This is a genomic window from Streptomyces sp. NPDC055254 (assembly GCF_053606025.1).
Window position 1 is genome coordinate 1 of the sequence record NZ_JBSGQV010000044.1, and the last position, 18,826, is coordinate 18,826.

18 protein-coding genes are annotated in these 18,826 nt (G+C 71.8%); 9 read left to right on the top strand and 9 right to left on the bottom strand.

Translation table 11 applies throughout. From position 1 onward, the window contains the following. Positions 1–55 precede the first annotated feature (55 nt). Positions 56–2,350, bottom strand: coding sequence for a transglycosylase domain-containing protein (locus tag ACWFQ8_RS28900; RefSeq protein ID WP_453789220.1), 2,295 nt, complete (start codon positions 2,348–2,350; stop codon positions 56–58). A gap of 386 nt (positions 2,351–2,736) precedes the next feature. Here ACWFQ8_RS28900 and ACWFQ8_RS28905 point away from each other — a divergent pair, with 386 nt between their 5' ends. Beyond that, entirely contained in the window at positions 2,737–3,087 is a 351-nt protein-coding gene (locus tag ACWFQ8_RS28905; protein WP_453789257.1) for a WhiB family transcriptional regulator, read from the top strand. Positions 3,088–3,116: 29 nt separating this feature from the next. On the opposite strand, the gene ACWFQ8_RS28910 is transcribed toward ACWFQ8_RS28905, so the two are convergent. Both ACWFQ8_RS28910 and ACWFQ8_RS28915 read right to left on the bottom strand, forming a co-directional pair. Further along, positions 3,117–4,397, bottom strand: a complete 1,281-nt coding sequence (locus ACWFQ8_RS28910) for an ArsA family ATPase (protein WP_453789221.1) — start codon at positions 4,395–4,397, stop codon at positions 3,117–3,119. After that, positions 4,394–5,374: an ArsA family ATPase gene (locus ACWFQ8_RS28915; RefSeq protein ID WP_453789222.1), complete on the bottom strand. Its 981-nt coding sequence runs from the start codon at positions 5,372–5,374 to the stop codon at positions 4,394–4,396. The genes ACWFQ8_RS28910 and ACWFQ8_RS28915 overlap by 4 nt, the downstream gene beginning before the upstream one ends. A gap of 72 nt (positions 5,375–5,446) precedes the next feature. On the opposite strand from ACWFQ8_RS28915, the gene ACWFQ8_RS28920 reads away from it, so the two are divergent. The 5 genes from ACWFQ8_RS28920 (at position 5,447) to ACWFQ8_RS28940 (ending at position 8,265) form a co-directional block, all read left to right on the top strand. Beyond that, positions 5,447–5,608 carry a DUF4177 domain-containing protein gene (locus tag ACWFQ8_RS28920; protein WP_007264966.1) on the top strand — a complete coding sequence of 54 codons (162 nt, stop codon included), beginning with the start codon at positions 5,447–5,449 and terminating at the stop codon, positions 5,606–5,608. Then, entirely contained in the window at positions 5,605–6,078 is a 474-nt protein-coding gene (locus ACWFQ8_RS28925) for a RidA family protein (RefSeq protein ID WP_453789223.1), read from the top strand. The genes ACWFQ8_RS28920 and ACWFQ8_RS28925 overlap by 4 nt, the downstream gene beginning before the upstream one ends. 137 nt (positions 6,079–6,215) lie before the next feature. Next, positions 6,216–7,133, top strand: a complete 918-nt coding sequence (locus ACWFQ8_RS28930; RefSeq protein WP_453789224.1) for an NUDIX hydrolase — start codon at positions 6,216–6,218, stop codon at positions 7,131–7,133. Then, on the top strand, positions 7,130–7,975 hold the full coding sequence (locus ACWFQ8_RS28935; protein WP_453789225.1) for an MBL fold metallo-hydrolase: 846 nt from the start codon (positions 7,130–7,132) through the stop codon (positions 7,973–7,975). The genes ACWFQ8_RS28930 and ACWFQ8_RS28935 overlap by 4 nt, the downstream gene beginning before the upstream one ends. Further along, complete coding sequence (locus ACWFQ8_RS28940) at positions 7,972–8,265, top strand: hypothetical protein (RefSeq protein ID WP_453789226.1); 294 nt, start codon at positions 7,972–7,974, stop codon at positions 8,263–8,265. Before ACWFQ8_RS28935 ends, ACWFQ8_RS28940 begins: the two co-directional genes overlap by 4 nt. 78 nt (positions 8,266–8,343) lie before the next feature. Here the strand turns inward: ACWFQ8_RS28940 and ACWFQ8_RS28945 are convergent, their stop codons facing one another. Further along, positions 8,344–9,147, bottom strand: a complete 804-nt coding sequence (locus tag ACWFQ8_RS28945) for a nucleotidyltransferase (RefSeq protein WP_453789227.1) — start codon at positions 9,145–9,147, stop codon at positions 8,344–8,346. A 124-nt stretch (positions 9,148–9,271) separates the two neighbouring features. Beyond that, entirely contained in the window at positions 9,272–9,946 is a 675-nt protein-coding gene (locus ACWFQ8_RS28950; RefSeq protein ID WP_003981529.1) for a Crp/Fnr family transcriptional regulator, read from the bottom strand. A 251-nt stretch (positions 9,947–10,197) separates the two neighbouring features. Between ACWFQ8_RS28950 and nth the strand changes: the two genes are divergently transcribed. From nth to ACWFQ8_RS28965, 3 genes are all read left to right on the top strand, one after another. Next, positions 10,198–11,061, top strand: coding sequence for an endonuclease III (nth, locus tag ACWFQ8_RS28955; RefSeq protein WP_453789228.1), 864 nt, complete (start codon positions 10,198–10,200; stop codon positions 11,059–11,061). 66 nt (positions 11,062–11,127) lie between these two features. Next, positions 11,128–11,892, top strand: a complete 765-nt coding sequence (locus tag ACWFQ8_RS28960) for an NUDIX hydrolase (protein WP_453789229.1) — start codon at positions 11,128–11,130, stop codon at positions 11,890–11,892. A gap of 13 nt (positions 11,893–11,905) precedes the next feature. Next, on the top strand, positions 11,906–13,108 hold the full coding sequence (locus ACWFQ8_RS28965) for a MarP family serine protease (protein ID WP_453789230.1): 1,203 nt from the start codon (positions 11,906–11,908) through the stop codon (positions 13,106–13,108). Positions 13,109–13,558: 450 nt separating this feature from the next. Here the strand turns inward: ACWFQ8_RS28965 and ACWFQ8_RS28970 are convergent, their stop codons facing one another. The 4 genes from ACWFQ8_RS28970 to acs form a co-directional block, all read right to left on the bottom strand. After that, a complete protein-coding gene (locus tag ACWFQ8_RS28970) occupies positions 13,559–14,527 on the bottom strand; it encodes an alpha/beta fold hydrolase (RefSeq protein ID WP_453789231.1) in 969 nt (322 codons plus the stop codon). After that, entirely contained in the window at positions 14,524–14,982 is a 459-nt protein-coding gene (locus ACWFQ8_RS28975; protein ID WP_453789232.1) for a phage holin family protein, read from the bottom strand. The genes ACWFQ8_RS28970 and ACWFQ8_RS28975 overlap by 4 nt, the downstream gene beginning before the upstream one ends. A gap of 53 nt (positions 14,983–15,035) precedes the next feature. Then, positions 15,036–16,460 carry a Na+/H+ antiporter NhaA gene (nhaA, locus tag ACWFQ8_RS28980; RefSeq protein WP_453789233.1) on the bottom strand — a complete coding sequence of 475 codons (1,425 nt, stop codon included), beginning with the start codon at positions 16,458–16,460 and terminating at the stop codon, positions 15,036–15,038. Between the two features lie 256 nt (positions 16,461–16,716). Continuing rightward, the gene (acs, locus tag ACWFQ8_RS28985; protein WP_453789234.1) at positions 16,717–18,714 is read right to left on the bottom strand and encodes an acetate--CoA ligase; all 1,998 of its coding nucleotides are present in this window, start codon (positions 18,712–18,714) and stop codon (positions 16,717–16,719) included. Between the last annotated feature and the right edge of the window lie 112 nt (positions 18,715–18,826).

Sequence of the window (18,826 nt, forward strand, 5' to 3'; positions counted from 1 at the left end):
GCGGCACGGGCCGAGGGGCCCTCCCCTCGTTCTCTTCCGTCCGCGTGCCGCGGCGCTACCGCTGCCCGCGACCGCCGAACAGCCCCGGGTCCAGCGTGATGTCCGGGAACGGGTAGCTCGGGTCGCCGCCCGTGCCGCCCTGGTTGCCCCCCGTGCCGCCGCCGGGGCGCCCGCCGGGCCTGCCGTCGCCGCCCGGCCTGCTGGGCCTCTGCGGCGGGTTCGGGTTCGAGGTCGGGTTCACGCGCCCCGGGGCACCGGACGGCGGAACCTGCGGCTCCGGGATGCTGACCGTTGCGAAGCGGGGGGCCTCGCGGCCGGCCAGCGCCCCGCTGACCGCGTCCTTCCAGATCGGACCGGGCAGACCGCCACCGAAGACCTTGGCGTACGAGCGCCCGCCGATCTCGATGTTCTCCATCGAGATCTTCTTCGCACCGCCCGAACCGACCCACACCGCGCCGGAGATGTTCGGCGTGTAGCCGACGAACCAGGCGTTGTAGCGGGAGTCGGTCGTACCGGTCTTGCCCGCGTTGTCGCGGTCGGTCAGGCCGGCCCGCTCACCCGTACCGGAGTCGACCACTCCGCGCAGCAGGGTGTTGATGGTGTCGGCCGTCGACTCGGACATGGCCCTGTCGCACTTGGTCTTCGGCACCGCGAGCGCCTTGCCGTGCGTGTCGGTGATCGACTCGATGACGACCGGGGTGCAGTACACGCCCCGGTTGGCGAAGGCCGCGTACGCGTTTGCCATCGTCAGCGGGGAGAGCTCGGCGGAGCCGAGCGCGATGGACGGCGCCTCGGGCAGCTTCGAGCCGTCGGCCGGGCTCACGCCCAGCTTCTGCGTCATCTCCGCCACCGGGCAGAGGCCGATCTCGCCGATCATCTCGACGAAGTAGGTGTTGATCGACTTCTCCATGGCCGTCCGCAGCGCGTAGGGCCCGATCTCGTCCTCGGTCTCGTTCTCGGCCGTCGCCGTCTTGCCGCTGCCGTCCCGCAGGTTCAGCCACTGGCTGCCGTCGCACTTGGGGATCGGGCTCGGGTACTCCATCCGGTTCGGCGCGCCGTAGACCTTCGTCGGGGGCATGCCCCGCTCCAGCGCGGCGGCCGCGATGAACGGCTTGAAGGTCGAACCCACCTGGAACCCGAAGTTCGAGCCGCCCATCCGCTTGTCCACGGAGTAGTTGATCTGCGTCTCGTTCTTCCCGAAGCCGTACGGCTTGGACTGCCCCATCGCCAGCACCCGGCCGGTGCCCGGCTGGACCATGGTCACGGCCGTCGCGATCGAGTCCTCCTGGTAGACGTGGTCCTTGATCGACTCGTTGGCCGCGTCCTGCGACTGCGGGTCCAGGGTGGTCCGTACGGTCAGACCGCCCTGGTTCCAGACCTTCGCCCGCTCCTCGCGCGTCTTGCCGAAGACCGTGTCGGTCAGGAAGGAGTTGCGCACGTAGTCGCAGAAGAAGCCGGCCCCCTTGACCGCGGTGATGCAGCCGTTCTTCGGCCGGGTCACCTTCAGCGTGACCGGCTTCGCCTTCGCGGCGTCCGCCTCCGCTTGCGAGACGTCCTTGATGTCGACCATCCGCTGCAGGACGATGTTGCGCCGCTTCATCGCCTCCTGCGCGTCGTTCACCGGGTCGTACCGGCTCGGCGACTGGACGACGCCCGCCAGCAGCGCGGCCTCCTCCAGCGCCAGGTCCTTGGCCGGCTTGCTGAAGTAGCGCTGGGCGGCGGACTCGATCCCGTACGCCTGCTGCCCGAAGTACGTGATGTTGAGGTAGTTCTCCAGGATCGTCTTCTTCCCGAGCTCCTCCTCGACCTGGATCGCGTACTTCAGCTCGCGGATCTTGCGCCCGAGGCTTTTCTCCTGGGCCTCGCGCACCTTGGTCTCGTCGTCGCCGGCCTCTTCGACGAACACGTTCTTCACGTACTGCTGCGTCAGCGTGGAGGCACCCTGCGCGGCACCGCCTTCCTGCGCGTTGCGGTTGACCGCGCGCAGGATGCCCTTGAGGTCGACCGCGCCGTGCTCGTAGAAGCGCGAGTCCTCGATGGCGACGATGGCCTTCTGCATGTAGGGGGAGACCGCCGTGAGGGGGACCACCTGGCGGTCGCGCGAATAGACGGTGGCGATCAAGCCACCCTCCGCGTCCAGAATCGTGGTCCGCTGACTCAGCGGCGGCGTCTTGAGATTGGCCGGGATCTCATCGAATCCCTCGACCGTGCCCTTGGCCGCGAGCCCCAGGGCGCCCGCCGCCGGAATGGCCAACCCGGCCAGCACAACTCCGGAGAGAACGGACACACCGAGGAACTTGGCGGCCTGCTGGCTCCCCGTGAGCCCGCCGCCCGAGCGCTTCTTTCGCATAGAGGGCAGCCTACGTTCTGATTCGCCGGACACGCGCGAATGCCTTGGCCTAAGCTGTCCCCAACTGTCACAGCAGTGCGGTGCGACATCAACCCCTCGGCTTGATTTTCACCCTTCCCGAATGGGGTGGACGCATGTCCGAATCCCGCCCTCTGTGGTGCGCGATCTCTGCCGATTCCACCCGAATCGCCGCAATGGTCGGGCATGTCGCCGGATCACTCCGTCGGGTGATCTGCCGCTTACCCATAGTCCGTTCGGACCATTCAAGATTGGGCCCGTCGGGGGTGTTGCACTGTGCCCGCCTTCCGTAACGTCCTCAACTGGCAGCGGTGAATATGCCGCTACCGCCGTGGGGGAGCCTCGATTCGGGAGAGGACGGCGCCGGGATGGGCTGGGTTATCGACTGGAGTGCGCAGGCAGCCTGCCGCACTACCGATCCGGATGAACTGTTCGTTCAAGGAGCGGCACAGAACAGGGCCAAGGCGGTGTGCACCGGATGTCCGGTGCGGACCGAATGCCTGGCCGACGCGCTCGACAATCGTGTCGAGTTCGGCGTGTGGGGCGGAATGACCGAGCGGGAACGACGTGCGCTGCTGCGCCGCCGTCCCACCGTCACCTCGTGGCGACGGCTGCTCGAAACCGCTCGCACGGAGTACGAGCGCAGTACGGGCATCCTCACCATGGATGACGACACGGAGATCGACGTTCCGTACGAGCGGTTCGCGGCAGTCGGGTAGACCATCCGGCCGCCACATCGTTGGAACGCCTACGCTCCGGCCGGTACCCCGGCCGCGAGTCGCTCTCCGATGGCCCGCAGCCCGGCGAGGTCGTGCACATCGCCGGGCAGGGCGGCCACTTCGGCCACCGCCACCTCGGGGTGCAGTGAGGTGAAGCGATCGCGTGTGCGCTGCTCACGCGCGATCACCTGCATCCGTTCCGCGTGCAGGCGCAGCAGTCCCGCAGTGATCCGGTCGACCTCCGCGGTGCCGCCTTCGGCGCTGGGGGAGCCGGGCCCGGGAGGGGGGTCGGTCTCCTCGACCGCCCCGCGTTCTCCAGCTTTCCCGGACTCCTGATCGACAATGCCGCCTTCCTCAAGATTCTCCGCGGCGGCCAACGCCCGTTCGGCGGACAGCTGGTCGGCGTCGCTCGCGTGCACCCGGTTGAGCACCAGGCCGGCCAGCGGCATCTTCTCCCCTGCCAGCCGCTCGACGAAGTACGCCGCCTCGCGCAGGGCGTCCGGCTCGGGGGACGCGACCACCAGGAAGGCCGTACCGGGAGCCTGGAGCAGTCGGAAGGTGGCGTCCGCACGCGTGCGGAACCCGCCGAACATCGTGTCCATCGCGGCCACGAACGTCTGCACGTCCCCCAGCAGCGAGGCCCCCATGAGCTTGCTCAGGGTGCCGGTCATCATCGACATGCCGACATTGAGGAACTTCATCCCCGCCCGGCCGCCGACCTTCGCCGGAGCCATCAGCACCCGGATGAACTTCCCGTCCAGGAAGGACCCCAGGCGCTTCGGCGCGTCCAGGAAGTCCAGCGCGGACCGGCTCGGCGGGGTGTCGACGATGATCAGGTCCCAGTCGTCACGGGCCCGCAGCTGCCCGAGCTTCTCCATCGCCATGTACTCCTGCGTACCGGCGAAGCCGGCCGACAGGGACTGGTAGAACGGGTTGGCGAGGATGGCCCGGGCCCGCTCGCCGTCCGCGTGCGCCTCGACGATCTCGTCGAAGGTCCGCTTCATGTCGAGCATCATGGCGTGCAGCCGGCCGCCGCCGGCGGCCCCCGCGCCCCCGACCTCGCGCGGGGTGTTGTCCAGCGAGTCGATCCCCATCGACTGCGCGAGCCGGCGCGCCGGGTCGATGGTGAGCACGACCACCTTGCGGCCGCGCCCGGCGGCCCGTACGCCCAGCGCCGCGGCCGTGGTGGTCTTGCCGACCCCGCCGGACCCGCAGCACACGATGATCCTGGTCTGCGGATCGTCCAGCAGACCGTCGACCGCCAGCCGCGGCGGAGAGTCCAGACCCACGGTGTCCACCCCCTCGCTCATTCGGCCACCGCCTGCTTGCGCAGGTCCTTGGCCAGCTTGTAGAGCCCCGCCAGGTCCATCCCCGCGCCGAGCAGGGGGAGTTCGTACGTCGGCACGTCGAGCTCCCGCAGCACCGCGCGCTGCGCCCGCTCCAGCTCCACCCGGCTCGCGTGCTCGGCGGCCTGCGTGAGCAGCGGTTCCACCAGCCGCTCGGCCAGCCCGCCGCGGCGCGCGCCGCCCAGGCCGGCCCGGGACAGGGCCTTGGCCACCTCGGCGCGGTGGTCGCCGGCCGCGGCGCGCAGGTTCTCCTCGTCCAAGTGGTGCGGCCGGACCATGTTGACCACCACGCGGCCCACCGGGAGTCCCGCCCCCACGAGTTCCGCGATGCCGTCGGCGGTCTCCTGGACCGGCATCTCCTCCAGCAGGGTGACGAGGTGCACGGCCGTCTCGGGGGACTTGAGGACCTTCATGACGGCCTGCGCCTGGTTGTGGATCGGCCCGAACCGGGCGAGCCCCGCCACCTCGTCGTTCACGTTCAGGAAGCGGGTGATCCGCCCGGTCGGGGGCGCGTCCATGATCACGTGGTCGTAGACGAACCGACCGGCCCGGTCCTTGCGCCGCACCGCCTCGCACGCCTTGCCGGTCAGCAGCACGTCCCGCAGCCCCGGCGCGATCGTCGTCGCGAAGTCGATGGCGCCCAGCTTCTTGAGCGCGCGGCCGGCCGAGCCGAGCTTGTAGAACATCTGGAGGTAGTCGAGCAGCGCCCGCTCGGCGTCGATGGCGAGCGCGAAGACCTCACCGCCCCCCGGCGCGACGGCGATCTTGCGCTCCTCGTACGGGAGCGCCTCGGCGCCGAAGAGTTGCGCGAGTCCCTGCCTGCCCTCGACCTCCACGAGAAGAGTCCGCCTGCCCTCGCGTGCGAGGGCGAGCGCGAGTGCCGCGGCGACCGTGGTCTTGCCGGTGCCGCCCTTGCCGCTGACCACCTGGAGCCTGCTCACAGCGTCCGAGCCTAACCACTCGGGTTCCGGCGCGCGCAGGAGCCCCGCATCACAGGCACTACGCTCGCTCCCATGACCAAGAAGTTCGAATACGCGACGGTCCCGCTGCTGGTCCACGCCACCAAGCAGATCCTGGACACCTGGGGCGAGGACGGCTGGGAGCTCGTCCAGGTCGTGCCCGGGCCGAACAACCCCGAGCAGCTCGTGGCCTACCTCAAGCGGGAGAAGGCATGAGCGGCGCCGTCGAGGCGAAGCTGGCCGCCCTCGGCCTGACCCTGCCGGAGGTCGTGCCGCCGCTGGCCACGTACCAGCCGGCCGTGCGGTCGGGCGTGTACGTGTACACCGCCGGCCAGCTCCCGATGGTCAAGGGCAGCCTGCCGGTCACCGGCAAGGTCGGCGCCGAGGTCTCGGCCCAGCAGGCCAAGGAACTGGCCGCCACCTGCGCGCTGAACGCCCTGGCCGCGGTCAAGTCCGTGGTCGGCGACCTGGACAAGATCGCGCGTGTCGTGAAGGTCGTCGGCTTCATCGCCTCGGCCCCCGACTTCACGGCCCAGCCCGGCGTGCTGAACGGTGCGAGCGAGCTGCTCGGCGCCGTCCTCGGCGACAAGGGCGTGCACGCCCGCAGCGCGGTCGGCGTGGCGGTGCTCCCGCTGGACGCCCCGGTCGAGATCGAGATCCAGGTCGAGCTGGTCGCCGGCGCCTGACGCCCCGCACGACCCGGCCCCGTCGGCCCCGCCGGACCCCGTCCGCAGGCCGCCGGGGCCGTTCGCGTTCCGGCCGGGGAGCCCGCCGGCGGCGGGCGGCCCTCGAACATCGGGCCGGATGGTCGTAGCATCCCGGCATGCCGAATGGTCAGCACGGTCAGCAGCAACAGCAGGCGCAGCCGCAGCCCCCCGCGGGAGGCCAGTGGTACCCGCCGGAGTGGCCCGACCGCATCCGCGCGCTGGCGGACGGCTCGCTCACCCCGGTGGCGCCCCGCCGCGCCGCCACCGTGATGCTGCTGCGCGACACCCCCGCCGGTCCCGCCGTGCACATGCTCCGCAGACGGGCCTCGATGGCCTTCGCGGGAGGCGCGTACGCCTACCCGGGCGGCGGTGTCGACCCCCGCGACGAGGAGCACCGGATCGGCTGGGCGGGCCCCTCCCGGGCCGCCTGGGCCGCCCGCCTCGGCACCGATCCCGGCACCGCCCAGGCCATCATCTGCGGCGCGGTGCGGGAGACCTTCGAGGAGGCGGGCGTACTGCTCGCCGGGGAGACCCCGGACACCGTCGTCGGCGACACCACCGGGGACGACTGGGAGGCCGACCGGCTGGCCCTCGTCGGGCGGGAGCTGTCCTTCGCCGAGTTCCTCGACCGCCGCGGCCTGCGCCTGCGCTCCGACCTGCTCGGGGCCTGGGCACGGTGGATCACCCCGGAGTTCGAGCCGCGCCGCTACGACACCTGGTTCTTCGTCGCCGCCCTCCCCGAGGGGCAGCGCACCCGCAACGCCTCCACCGAGGCCGACCGGACCGTCTGGATCCGCCCCGCCGACGCGGCCGCCGGCTACGACAAGGGCGAGCTGCTGATGATGCCGCCCACCATCTCCACCCTGCGCTCCCTGGAGCCGTACCCGAGCGCCGCGCAGGCCCTCGCGGGCGCCGCCGCGCAGGACCTGGCGCCCGTACTCGCCAGGGCCGCGCTGGAGGACGGCGAGCTGGTGCTCAGCTGGCCGGGCCACGACGAGTTCACCAAGCGAGTCCGACCGGGAGGCCCCGCATGACCGACGCAGCAGCCCTCCCCGGCCATCCCCGCGGGGTGGTCGCCTCCGGGCGGGCGACCGCACGCGCCGTGAACGTCCTCGCCCCCAACGCGTCCGCGATGACCCTGGACGGCACCAACACCTGGCTCGTCTGCGAGCCCGACTCGGACCTGGCCGTCGTCATCGACCCGGGCCCGCTGGACGAGGGGCACCTGCGCGCGGTCGTCGAGGCCGCCGAACGGGCCGGCCAGCGGGTCGCGCTCACGCTGCTCACCCACGGCCACCCCGACCACGCCGAGGGCGCCGCCCGCTTCGCCGAGCTCACCCGCACCAAGGTCCGGGCCCTGGACCCGGCGCTGCGCCTGGGAGACGAGGGGCTGGCCGCCGGGGACGTGATCCGCACCGGCGGGCTGGAGCTGCGCGTGGTCCCCACGCCCGGCCACACCGGCGACTCCCTCTGCTTCCACCTGCCGGCCGACGGGGCGGTGCTGACGGGCGACACGATCCTCGGCCGTGGCACCACCGTCGTGGCCCACCCCGACGGCCGCCTCGGCGACTACCTGGACTCGCTGCGCCGGCTGCGCTCGTTGACGGTCGACGACGGGGTGCACACCGTCCTGCCGGGGCACGGGCCGGTCCTGGAGGACGCGCAGGGCGTCGTGGAGTACTACCTCGCCCACCGGGCCCACCGCCTCGCCCAGGTCGAGACGGCGGTCGAGAACGGCTTCACCACCCCCGAGGCGGTCGTCGCCCAGGTCTACGCCGACGTGGACCGCTCGCTGTGGCCCGCCGCGCAGTGGTCCGTCCGGGCGCAGCTGGAGTACCTTCAAGATCACGGACTGATCCCTGGAGGACCTGAGTGAACACCGTCTTCGCGCTCCTCGCGCTCCTCGCCACGGGCGGCTGGGTCACCTCGACGCTGACCTCGCGGACCCGGCGGCTGGAGCGCGCGACGGAGCGGCTGGAGCGGCGCCTGGGCCTGCTCCTGGACCACCTCGGCATCGAGGAGCCGGAGCCCGCCGGCCTCGACGAGGTGCGGGCGCTGGTCCGCGAGGGCCGCACGGTCCCCGCGATCAAGGCCTACCGCCGCGTCACCGGCGCGAGCCTGCTGGAGGCCAAGGAAGCCGTCGACGCGCTGTCCGCCCCGCACTAGCGTCTCGTTCGGCTCCCGCCCGACCTGCCCGACCTGCCCGACCCGCCCGCTGCCGGCTCCTCGGGCCGCCGGCGCCCGTCAGGGTCGCGGGGCCCGCCGGCCGTGCCGCGCGGTGTACTCCGCCGCGAGCCACGGCCCCAGGTCCTCGACGTACGAGCGCACCACGGCCGGGTCCGCGACCGGTTCGAGCGCCACCGAGGCCGCCTCCCGCATCTGCGCCGCGCGCTGCGGGTAGTACCGGCCGAAGACCTCCGCGGAATCGGCGAGGTCGCTGGTCCAGCCGCCCCACCAGGGCATGACGAGCGTGAACCCGGTACGTACGAGCTTGCGCGCGAGGGTCCGGCTCAGCGCGCGGTACTCCCGCGGCGTCGAGGCCTCCCGGACCCGGGCCCGCCAGCCGGGCAGCAGCTCGGCCAGGTCGCCGTTGGTCTCGCGGGCGAGCACGGTGTCCGGGCGGTAGCGGGGCAGGTGCTCGGCCAGGTCCGCGCCGAGCAGCGGGGTGCACAGGCAGGCCAGGAACCAGCCCAGGTCGTACCGTTCCGGCTCGCTCAGCAGCCGGTCCTTGCCGTGGAGCAGGATGCCGACCCCGTCGATCTGCGGGAAGTCCTCGTCGAGCCCGCGGCCCAGCACCTCGGCGATGTCCCGGTCCTCCGCGGCCGGGCCGTGGTGCAGGGCGAGCAGCAGGTCGAGGTCGGAGCGGCCGGGGCGGCCCGTCCCGCGCGGCAGGGACCCGTAGAGGTACGCGCTGTGCAGCCGGCCCCCGTACGCCTGCGCGATCCGCTCCCGGGCCGCCGTGACGACCGGGCGGAACGCCGGCGCCACCCGCCCCAGGGACCCCTCCCGTTCGAGGTAGCCGTCCTCGTCGAGGCCTCTGTGGTCCATGCTTCCACTGTGCCTCGCCCGGCCCGGCCGGGTTCGGGCAGCCCTTGGTCCGGACGCGCGGAAGGGCCCCGTCCGGGGTGCGGACGGGGCCCTCCACCGCGTACGGTGCGCGCGGTGCGCGGCGTCAGCGGGAGCGCTTGGCCAGCCGCTCCACGTCCAGCAGGATCACCGCGCGGGCCTCCAGACGGAGCCAGCCGCGGCCCGCGAAGTCGGCCAGGGCCTTGTTCACGGTCTCGCGGGAGGCGCCGACGAGCTGCGCGAGCTCCTCCTGCGTCAGGTCGTGCACGACGTGGATGCCCTCCTCCGACTGCACGCCGAAGCGGCGCGACAGGTCGAGGAGCGCCCGCGCCACCCGGCCGGGAACGTCGGAGAAGACCAGGTCGGACATCTGGTCGTTGGTCTTGCGCAGGCGCCGGGCGACGGCGCGCAGCAGGGCGGTCGCGACCTCGGGCCGGGCGTTCAGCCAGGGCTGGAGGTCGCCGTGCCCGAGACCGAGCAGCTTGACCTCGGTCAGCGCGGTCGCGGTGGCGGTGCGCGGGCCCGGGTCGAACAGCGACAGCTCGCCGATCAGCTCACCGGGGCCGAGGACCGCCAGCATGTTCTCGCGGCCGTCGGGGGAGGTGCGGTGCAGCTTCACCTTGCCCTCGGTCACCACGTACAGCCGGTCACCGGGGTCGCCCTCGTGGAACAGGGCGTCACCGCGTGCGAGGGTCACCTCGCCCATGGAGGCGCGGAGCTCCGCGGCCTGCTCGTCATCGAGCGCCGCGAAGAGCGGGGCGCGCCGCAGAACGTCGTCCACGAGTCTCTCTCCTATGTCGACCTGCTCAGGGGACCGTGCTCCCCATTTTGCCGGACGGCTCAAACAGTGCGATCAATCACAAGGATGCCGGACGTACGGGTGTGCTGTGCGGCAGGAGGCCGATCGGGGTGGTGTTACCAGAGGTCCGGACGGGTGTCGGCGGCCGGCCTTAGGCTGGCCGGGTGTCCAACAAGCCGGTGAGAGCACAGGCCAAGGGGTCCGCAGGAGTGACGGCATCCCGTAATTCAGCCGTGGGCGAACAAGCCCCCTTGGAGGTGTCCGCGAAGGCCCCAGCTGCCGCCGAGGGCAAAACTTCGGCCAAGAAACCGAGGGTGGTCGGGTCCGAATCCCGCCTGGCCACGGTGCGCAGGGCCCGTCGCATCAACCGTGAACTGGCCGAGATCTATCCGTACGCCCATCCGGAGCTCGACTTCCGCAATCCCTTCGAGCTGCTCGTCGCGACGGTGCTCTCCGCGCAGACCACGGACCTGCGCGTGAACCAGACGACCCCGGCCCTGTTCGCCGCCTACCCGACCCCCGAGGACATGGCCGCGGCCGTTCCCGAGGATCTGGAGGAGCTGATCCGGCCGACCGGGTTCTTCCGGATGAAGGCCAAGTCCCTCCTCGGCCTCTCGCAGGCCCTGCGGGACGGCTTCGGAGGCGAGGTGCCGGGCCGGCTGGAGGACCTGGTGACCCTGCCCGGAGTCGGCCGCAAGACCGCGAACGTGGTCCTCGGCAACGCGTTCGGCGTCCCCGGCATCACCGTGGACACCCACTTCGGGCGGCTGGTGCGCCGTTGGAAGTGGACCGCGCAGGAGGACCCGGAGAAGGTCGAGGCGGACATCTGCGCGATCTTCCCGAAGAGCGAGTGGACGATGCTCTCGCACCGCGTCGTCTTCCACGGCCGCCGGATCTGCCACTCCCGCAGGCCCGCCTGCGGGGCCTGCCCGATCGCCCCGCTCTGCCCGGCGTACGGGGAGGGTGAGACGGACCCGGAGAAGGCGCGGAAGCTGCTCAAGTACGAGAAGGGCGGCCGACCGGGCCAGCGGCTGAGCCCGCCCCCGGACTACCCGGGCCTGCCCGCCCCGCCGCTGGGCGGCGCGGCGGGGTCCTGACCCGGCGGAACGAATCGGAACCCGGACCGCGTTCGACGGTGTGGGAGAACACGGACAGGGGTGCCTATGACGCGCGGTACACGGGACGAGACCAAGACGGCGGCCCACGAGGAGGCGGACGACGCCGCTGCCGCGCAGGAGGCCGCGTACGGCGTCCCGCGCGGCAGTACGGCCCTCAGCACCGTCGGACTGCCCGGGTGGCTCTCCCCGGTCGTGGAGGCCGCGCAGACGGTCACTCCGGCCCAGCTGAGCCGCTTCCTGCCGCCAGAGGACGGCCGGGGACGGCAGTCCGCCGTGCTCGTCCTCTTCGGCGAGGGCCCGCGGGGCCCGGAGCTGCTGCTGATGGAGCGCGCCGGAACCCTGCGCTCGCACCCCGGGCAGCCGTCGTTCCCGGGCGGCGCGCTCGATCCGCAGGACGGCGACCCGCAGACCACGGGCCCGCTGCGCGCCGCGCTGCGGGAGGCCGAGGAGGAGACCGGGCTCGATCCCGCCGGCGTCCAGCTCTTCGGGGTCCTGCCCCGGCTCTACATCCCGGTGAGCGAGTTCGTGGTGACCCCGGTGCTGGGCTGGTGGCGCGCCCCCAGCCCCGTCGGCGTCGTGGACCCGGCCGAGACCGCGCGCGTCTTCACGGTCCCGGTGGCCGATCTCGCGGACCCCGGGCACCGGGTCATGACCGTGCACCCGAGCGGCCATCTGGGGCCCGGTTTCACCGTCGAATCGGCTCTGGTCTGGGGTTTCACGGCCGGGGTGATCGACCGGATCCTGCACTTCGCGGGCTGGGAAAGGGAGTGGGACCGCTCACGGCACGTCCCGCTCGACTGGCGCGCATGAGACGGTGGCCCACGTGAACGTGCTGGACATCCTGTTGCTGCTCGCCGCCGTGTGGTTCGCGATCGTCGGCTACCGCCAGGGGTTCGTCGTCGGCGTCCTGTCGGTGATCGGCTTCCTCGGCGGTGGTCTCGTCGCCGTGTCCCTGCTCCCGCTGGTCTGGGACCGGGTGACGGACAACGGCACCCAGGTCAGCACCACGGTGGTCGTGATCGCCGTCGTCACGATCATTATCTGCGCCTCGATCGGCCAGGCCCTGACCACCCATCTCGGCGGCAAGCTCCGCCGCCAGATCACGTGGTCGCCGGCGCGCGCCCTCGACGCGACCGGCGGGGCGCTGGTGAACGTGGTCGCGATGCTGCTGGTGGCCTGGCTGATCGGTTCCGCGCTCGCCGGGACCTCCTTGCCCACCCTGGGCAAGGAGGTGCGCAACTCCAAGGTGCTCCTCGGGGTGTCGCGCGTGATGCCCGAGCAGGCGAACACCTGGTTCTCGGATTTCAGCGCCACCCTCGCCCGCAACGGCTTCCCGCAGGTGTTCAGCCCGTTCTCCAACGAGCCGATCACCGAGGTGAAGGCGCCCGACCCGGAGCTCGCCCGCAGCCCCGTCGCGGAGATCGCCAAGCGCTCGATCGTGAAGGTCGTCGGCACCGCGCCCAGTTGCAGCAAGGTGCTGGAGGGCACCGGGTTCGTCTTCGCGCCGGGCAAGGTGATGACCAACGCGCACGTCGTCGGAGGGGTCGGCGAGCCGACCGTGCAGGTCGGCGGCGAGGGCAAGCTGTACGACGGCAAGGTCGTGCTCTACGACTGGGAGCGCGACATCGCCGTCCTGGACGTGCCCAAGCTGCCGGCGCCGGCGCTGGAGTTCACCGACAAGGACGCGGCGAGCGGCAGCGACGCGATCGTCGCCGGCTTCCCCGAGAACGGCGCGTACGACGTCCGCTCGGCCCGTGTCCGGGGCCGCATCAACGCCAACGGCCCGGACATCTACCACCGGGGCACCGTCCGACGGGACGTCTACTCGCTGTTCGCGACGGTCCGCCAGGGCAACTCCGGCGGCCCGCTGCTCACGCCCGACGGGAAGGTGTACGGGGTCGTCTTCGCCAAGTCCCTCGACGACCCGAACACCGGGTACGCGCTGACGACGGACGAGATCCGCGACGACATCCGCATCGGCAAGACGGCCGACCGCCGGGTGCAGAGCCAGGGCTGCGCCCTCTGAGCCCTGGCGGCGAGCCGCGCGGGGAGACGTTCGGGGAGCCCTGCGGGGAGACGTCCTGGGAGGGGCTGCGCGGGGTGCCGTACGGGCCCGGGGCCCGTACGGCCGGGGACGGATGAAGCCGTCGCTCCGGCTCCGCCGCCGGGTTCTCTATGTCCGGGGATGACGCAGGCGTGCCGAGACCCAGCGGGCCCGGCGGCGCAGGATGCGCGGAATCCCGAGGCGGAGGTCGTGGCCGGGGCGGCCGGGCCTCTCGTAGGTGCCCGGCGTCACTGCCGAGCGGCGTTCGTGTGCGGTGTCACCGTAGTCGTGCGTCCAGCTCATACTCCGAGCTGTGCCCGGGCCCCAAGGTCGGTAACCCCGTCCGGGGCGGCCAATTGGCCTATGCGCCGGGCAATTGAATGTTCGTAATACAAGCGTACGGACGCAGAGCGGACCGGGCGTGACGGTCGGTCAGCGGTCCGGCTCGGGATCCTTCAGCCAGTTGACCAGCTCGGTCGAGAAGGCCACCGGGTCCTCCTCGTGCGGGAAGTGCCCGAGACCGTCGAACAGCCGCCAGCGGTAAGGCGCTTCGACGTACTCGCCGGAGCCGGCCGCGCTCCGGGTCCGCATCACCGGGTCGAGCGATCCGTGCAGGTGCAGCGTCGGCACCCGGACCGGCCGCTTCATCCGCCGGTTGAACTGCAGCCCGTCGGGCCGGGCCATCGACCGCATCATCCAGCGGTACGGCTCGATCGAGCAGTGCGCGGTGGACGGGATGCACATCGCCCGCCGGTAGACGGCGAGCGCCTCCTCGTCCGCGCCGTCCGGGACCCGGGGCCCGGACCACTGCGTGATCAACTCGCCCACGAGCGCCCCGTCGTCCGCGACGAGACGGCGCTCGGGGACGAACGGCCGCTGGAAGCCCCAGATGTGCGAACTCGCCCTGGTCTGCCCGAAGTCCGACAGCATCGCCGAGCGCCAGCGGCGCGGGTGCGGCATGGAGGAGACCACGAGCCGGCGCACCAGCTTCGGCCGCATCACGGCGGCGGTCCAGGCGAGGTACCCGCCCAGGTCGTGGCCGACGAGCGCGGCGTCCGGCTCGCCGAGGGACCGGATGACCCCGGTGACGTCGAGCGCCAGGTTGGCGGGGTCGTAACCGCGCGGGGTGCGGTCGCTGCCGCCCACTCCGCGCAGGTCCATCGCGACCGCCCGGTACCCGGCGTCGGCGAGCGCGGTCATCTGGTGCCGCCAGGTCCACCAGAACTGCGGGAACCCGTGCAGCAGCAGCACCAGCGGCCCGTCACCGACCTCGGCGACGTGGAAGCGGGCCCCGTTGGCGGCGACGTCCCGGTGCGTGACGGGCTTCCCGCCGGGGATGTCGAGCCGTACCGCCGTGGCGGCGGTCGGGGGAGTGCCGGAATCCGGCGTGGGCGCTGTCATGAGGACGAGCGTGCCACACCCACAGCCTGGTCACTGACCGGCCGCGGGTGCGGCTTGACGGTTCCGACGAGCGCCGCGGTCTGCTTGACGGACTCGATGGTCTTCACCGGCGGCTTGACCTTCTTGAACTTCGCGATCGCCAGCAGCCCGACCAGGCCCGCCAGCAGCCAGAACGCGACGCCGACGATGAGGAAGGACCACGCGAGGCCGAGCCCGAGGTTATGGATCCCGTACGCCGCGGCGAAACTCAGTACGGGGAGGGAGAAGAGCAGGAGCACGCCCGCCACGATCGCCGCGCCGCTGCCGATGCCCGCGCGCTTGACGTCCTGCTTGATCTCCACCTTCGCCAGGGCGATCTCGTCGTGCACCAGGGCGGACATCTCGGCGGTGGCCGAGGCGACCAGCTGGCCGAGTGTGCGCTCGGCTCCTTGCACCCCTTGGTCCACTGCGCTCATCGCTCTCTCCTCTGTCGTCTGCTGCCGGCGGTTGTGCTGCGTCGTCAGTCAGATCATGCCGGACGGTCGGCCCCGGCGCTGGACCCGGCCGCCGCTTCGACCGCGTCGGCCGCCGCCCGCTCCGCCTTGCGGCGGTGTTCCGCGGCCCGTTCCTCGTAGATCCTGGCCATGCGCAGGTGGTAGGCGGGGTTGCCCTCCTCATAGATGTCCGGGATGCCGTCGCGGTCCTCGTCGCGCTCCTCGGCCTCGGTGAGCGCCCGGTACTTCCGGTTGCGGAGCTTGAGCATGACGCAGGCGATCACGGCGGCGATCAGGGAGCCGATCAGCACGGCGGCCTTGACCTCGTCGGTGAGGACGGCGTCGCCGGCGAAGGCGAGTTCGCCGATCAGGAGGGAGACGGTGAAGCCGATGCCCGCGAGCGAGGCCACGGCCAGGACGTCCGGCCAGGCGAGGTCCTCGTTCAGCTCGGCCCTGGTGAAGCGGGCGGCCAGCCAGGTGCCGCCGAAGATGCCCACCGTCTTGCCGACGACCAGGCCGAGCACCACACCGAGGGTCTCGGGGCGGGTGAAGACCTGCGCGAGGGACTCGTCGGAGAGGGACACGCCGGCGGACAGCAGCGCGAAGAGCGGCACGGCCAGACCGGCCGAGAAGGGTCGCACCAGGTGCTCGATGCGCTCCCCGGGGGAGTGCGCCTCGCCGTCCTCGCGGTGGCATCGGAGCATCAGGCCCATGGCGACGCCGGCGATCGTGGCGTGCACCCCGCTGTTGTACATCAGGCCCCAGATGACCAGGGCGAGCGGGAGGTAGACGTACCAGCCGCGGACCCCGCGGCGCAGCAGGAACCAGAAGAGGACCAGGCCGGCGACCGCGCCGCCGAGCGCCGGGAAGTTCAACTCGCTGGTGAAGAAGACCGCGATGATGAGGATGGCGAAGAGGTCGTCGACCACCGCGAGGGTGAGCAGGAAGGCGCGCAGGGCCGACGGCAGCGAGGTGCCGATGACCGCGAGGACGGCGAGCGCGAAGGCGATGTCGGTGGCGGTGGGGACCGCCCAGCCGTCCATCGAGCCGCTGCCGAGGGTGTTGACCAGTACGTAGACCAGTGCGGGCACGGCCATGCCGCAGAGGGCGGCGATCACCGGGAGGGCCGCGGCCTTCGCGTCGCGCAGGTCGCCCGCGACGAGCTCGCGCTTGAGCTCCACGCCGGCGACGAAGAAGAAGACGGCGAGCAGGCCGTCCGCCGCCCAGTGCTGGAGCGAGAGGTCCAGGCCGAGGGAGGAGGGCCCGAAGTGGAAGGACCGGACGCTGTCGTAGCTGTCGGCGATGGCCGGAACGTTCGCCCAGACCAGGGCGGCGACCGCGGCCGCGAGGAGCAGCACACCGCCCACCGTCTCGGCGCGCAGCGCGTCGGCGACGAAGCGGCGCTCGGGGAGCGAGAGCCGGCCGAGGAACGTGCGGCGGGGGGTGGGCGTGGGCGCCACGGTGGGTACCTCCGGTGGGACGACGGCATGACAAATGCTGTTGCCGACCAGACTTCCCGGCGCACCCTGTGTCGTCGCGGCCGGTGCCGCGATGGCTGTTGCGGCGTCAACTGGTGACGCGCCTTCTATTTTACAGGGTCGACCAGTCGTATCAGGTGATCTTCACCTTAAACGGGTGAAGGGCGTCCGGCGCGCTGTGCGCCGGACGCCCTCCGATGCCCGTGGGGCTCCTGTGGCCGCCGTGGATTCCGAGTCGTCAGTCGTCGCTGCCGGCCGCCGGGAGCTTGCTCTGGATCAGGTCCATCACCGAGGAATCCGCCAGCGTGGTGACGTCACCGACCGCGCGGTCCTCCGCCACGTCCCGCAGCAGACGCCGCATGATCTTGCCCGAGCGCGTCTTCGGCAGCTCCTGGACCGGCACGATCCGCTTCGGCTTGGCGATCGGGCCGAGGGTCGCCCCCACGTGGTTGCGCAGCTCCCCGACCAGCGTGTCGGTCTCCGAGGCGCTGCCGCGCAGGATGACGAAGGCCACGATGGCCTGGCCGGTGGTGTCGTCCTTCGCGCCGACGACCGCCGCCTCGGCGACCGAGGGGTGCGAGACGAGCGCCGACTCGACCTCGGTGGTCGAGATGTTGTGGCCGGACACCAGCATCACGTCGTCCACCCGGCCCAGCAGCCAGATGTCGCCGTCGTCGTCCTTCTTGGCGCCGTCGCCCGCGAAGTACTTGCCCTCGAAGCGCGACCAGTAGGTGTCGATGAACCGCTGGTCGTCGCCCCAGATGGTGCGCAGCATCGCCGGCCACGGCTCGGTGAGGACCAGGTAACCGCCTCCGCCGTTCGGGACCTCGTGCGCCTCGTCGTCCACGACGGTGGCGCAGATCCCGGGCAGGGCGCGCTGCGCGGAACCGGGCTTGGTGTGGGTGACGCCCGGCAGCGGGGAGATCATCATCGCGCCGGTCTCGGTCTGCCACCACGTGTCCACGATCGGGCAGCTGTCGCCGCCGATGTGCTTGCGGTACCAGATCCAGGCCTCGGGGTTGATCGGCTCGCCCACCGAACCCAGCACGCGCAGGCTCGACAGGTCGAACTTGGCGGGGATGTCGTCGCCCCACTTCATGAACGTCCGGATGGCCGTGGGCGCCGTGTAGAGGATGGTGACGCCGTACTTCTGCACGACCTCCCAGAACCGGCCCTGGTGCGGGGTGTCCGGCGTGCCCTCGTACATCACCTGGGTCGCACCGTTGGCGAGCGGCCCGTAGACGATGTACGAGTGCCCGGTCACCCAGCCGATGTCGGCGGTGCACCAGTAGACGTCGGTCTCCGGCTTGAGGTCGAACACCGCGTGGTGGGTGTAGGCGGCCTGCGTGAGGTAGCCGCCCGAGGTGTGCAGGATGCCCTTCGGCTTACCCGTGGTCCCCGAGGTGTAGAGGATGAAGAGCGGGTGCTCGGCGTCGAAGGCCTGCGGAGTGTGCTCGGCGGACTGGCGCCCGACCAGGTCGTGCCACCACACGTCCCGACCCTCGGTGAAGGCGGTGTCCTGGCCCGTGCGGCGCACGACGAGGACGTGCTCGACCTGCGGACACTTGGCGACGGCCTCGTCGATGGCGGGCTTGAGGGCGGAGGGCTTGCCGCGGCGGTAGCCGCCGTCGGCGGTGATGACCAGCTTGGCGTCGGCGTCCTGGATGCGGGAGGCGACGGCGTCGGCGGAGAAGCCGCCGAAGACCACGGAGTGCGCGGCGCCGACGCGGGCGCACGCGAGCATCGCGACGACCGCCTCGGGGACCATCGGCAGGTACACGGCGACGCGGTCACCCGCCCGGACACCCAGCTCGGTCAGGGCGTTGGCGGCCTTGGAGACCTCGTCCTTGAGCTCGGCGTAGGTGATCGAGCGGCTGTCGCCGGGCTCGCCCTCGAAGTGGATGGCGACGCGGTCGCCGTTGCCGGCCTCGACGTGGCGGTCCACGCAGTTGTACGCGACGTTGAGCGTGCCGTCCGCGAACCACTTCGCGAAGGGCGGGTTCGTCCAGTCGAGCGTCTCGGTCGGCTCCGCGGCCCAGGTCAGCCGCCGGGCCTGCTCGGCCCAGAAGCCCAGCCGGTCCGCGTCGGCCTGTGCGTACGCAGCCTCAGTCACATTGGCGGCGGTGGCCAGATCGGCGGGCGGTGCGAACCGCCGCTCCTCCTTGAGCAGATTGGCCAGGCTTTCATTGCTCACGACATCTCCCTTTCCCAGGGTGTCCGTTGTGTCCCCGGGCATAGCTCATCAGTCAGCGGCCCAGGTGACAAGGGGTAGCCGAGAATTGGTTTAGACCTATAGCACGTCGGGAAATCCCGGGCGACCGGGCCCCCGGCGGCGTACGACGGCGTAC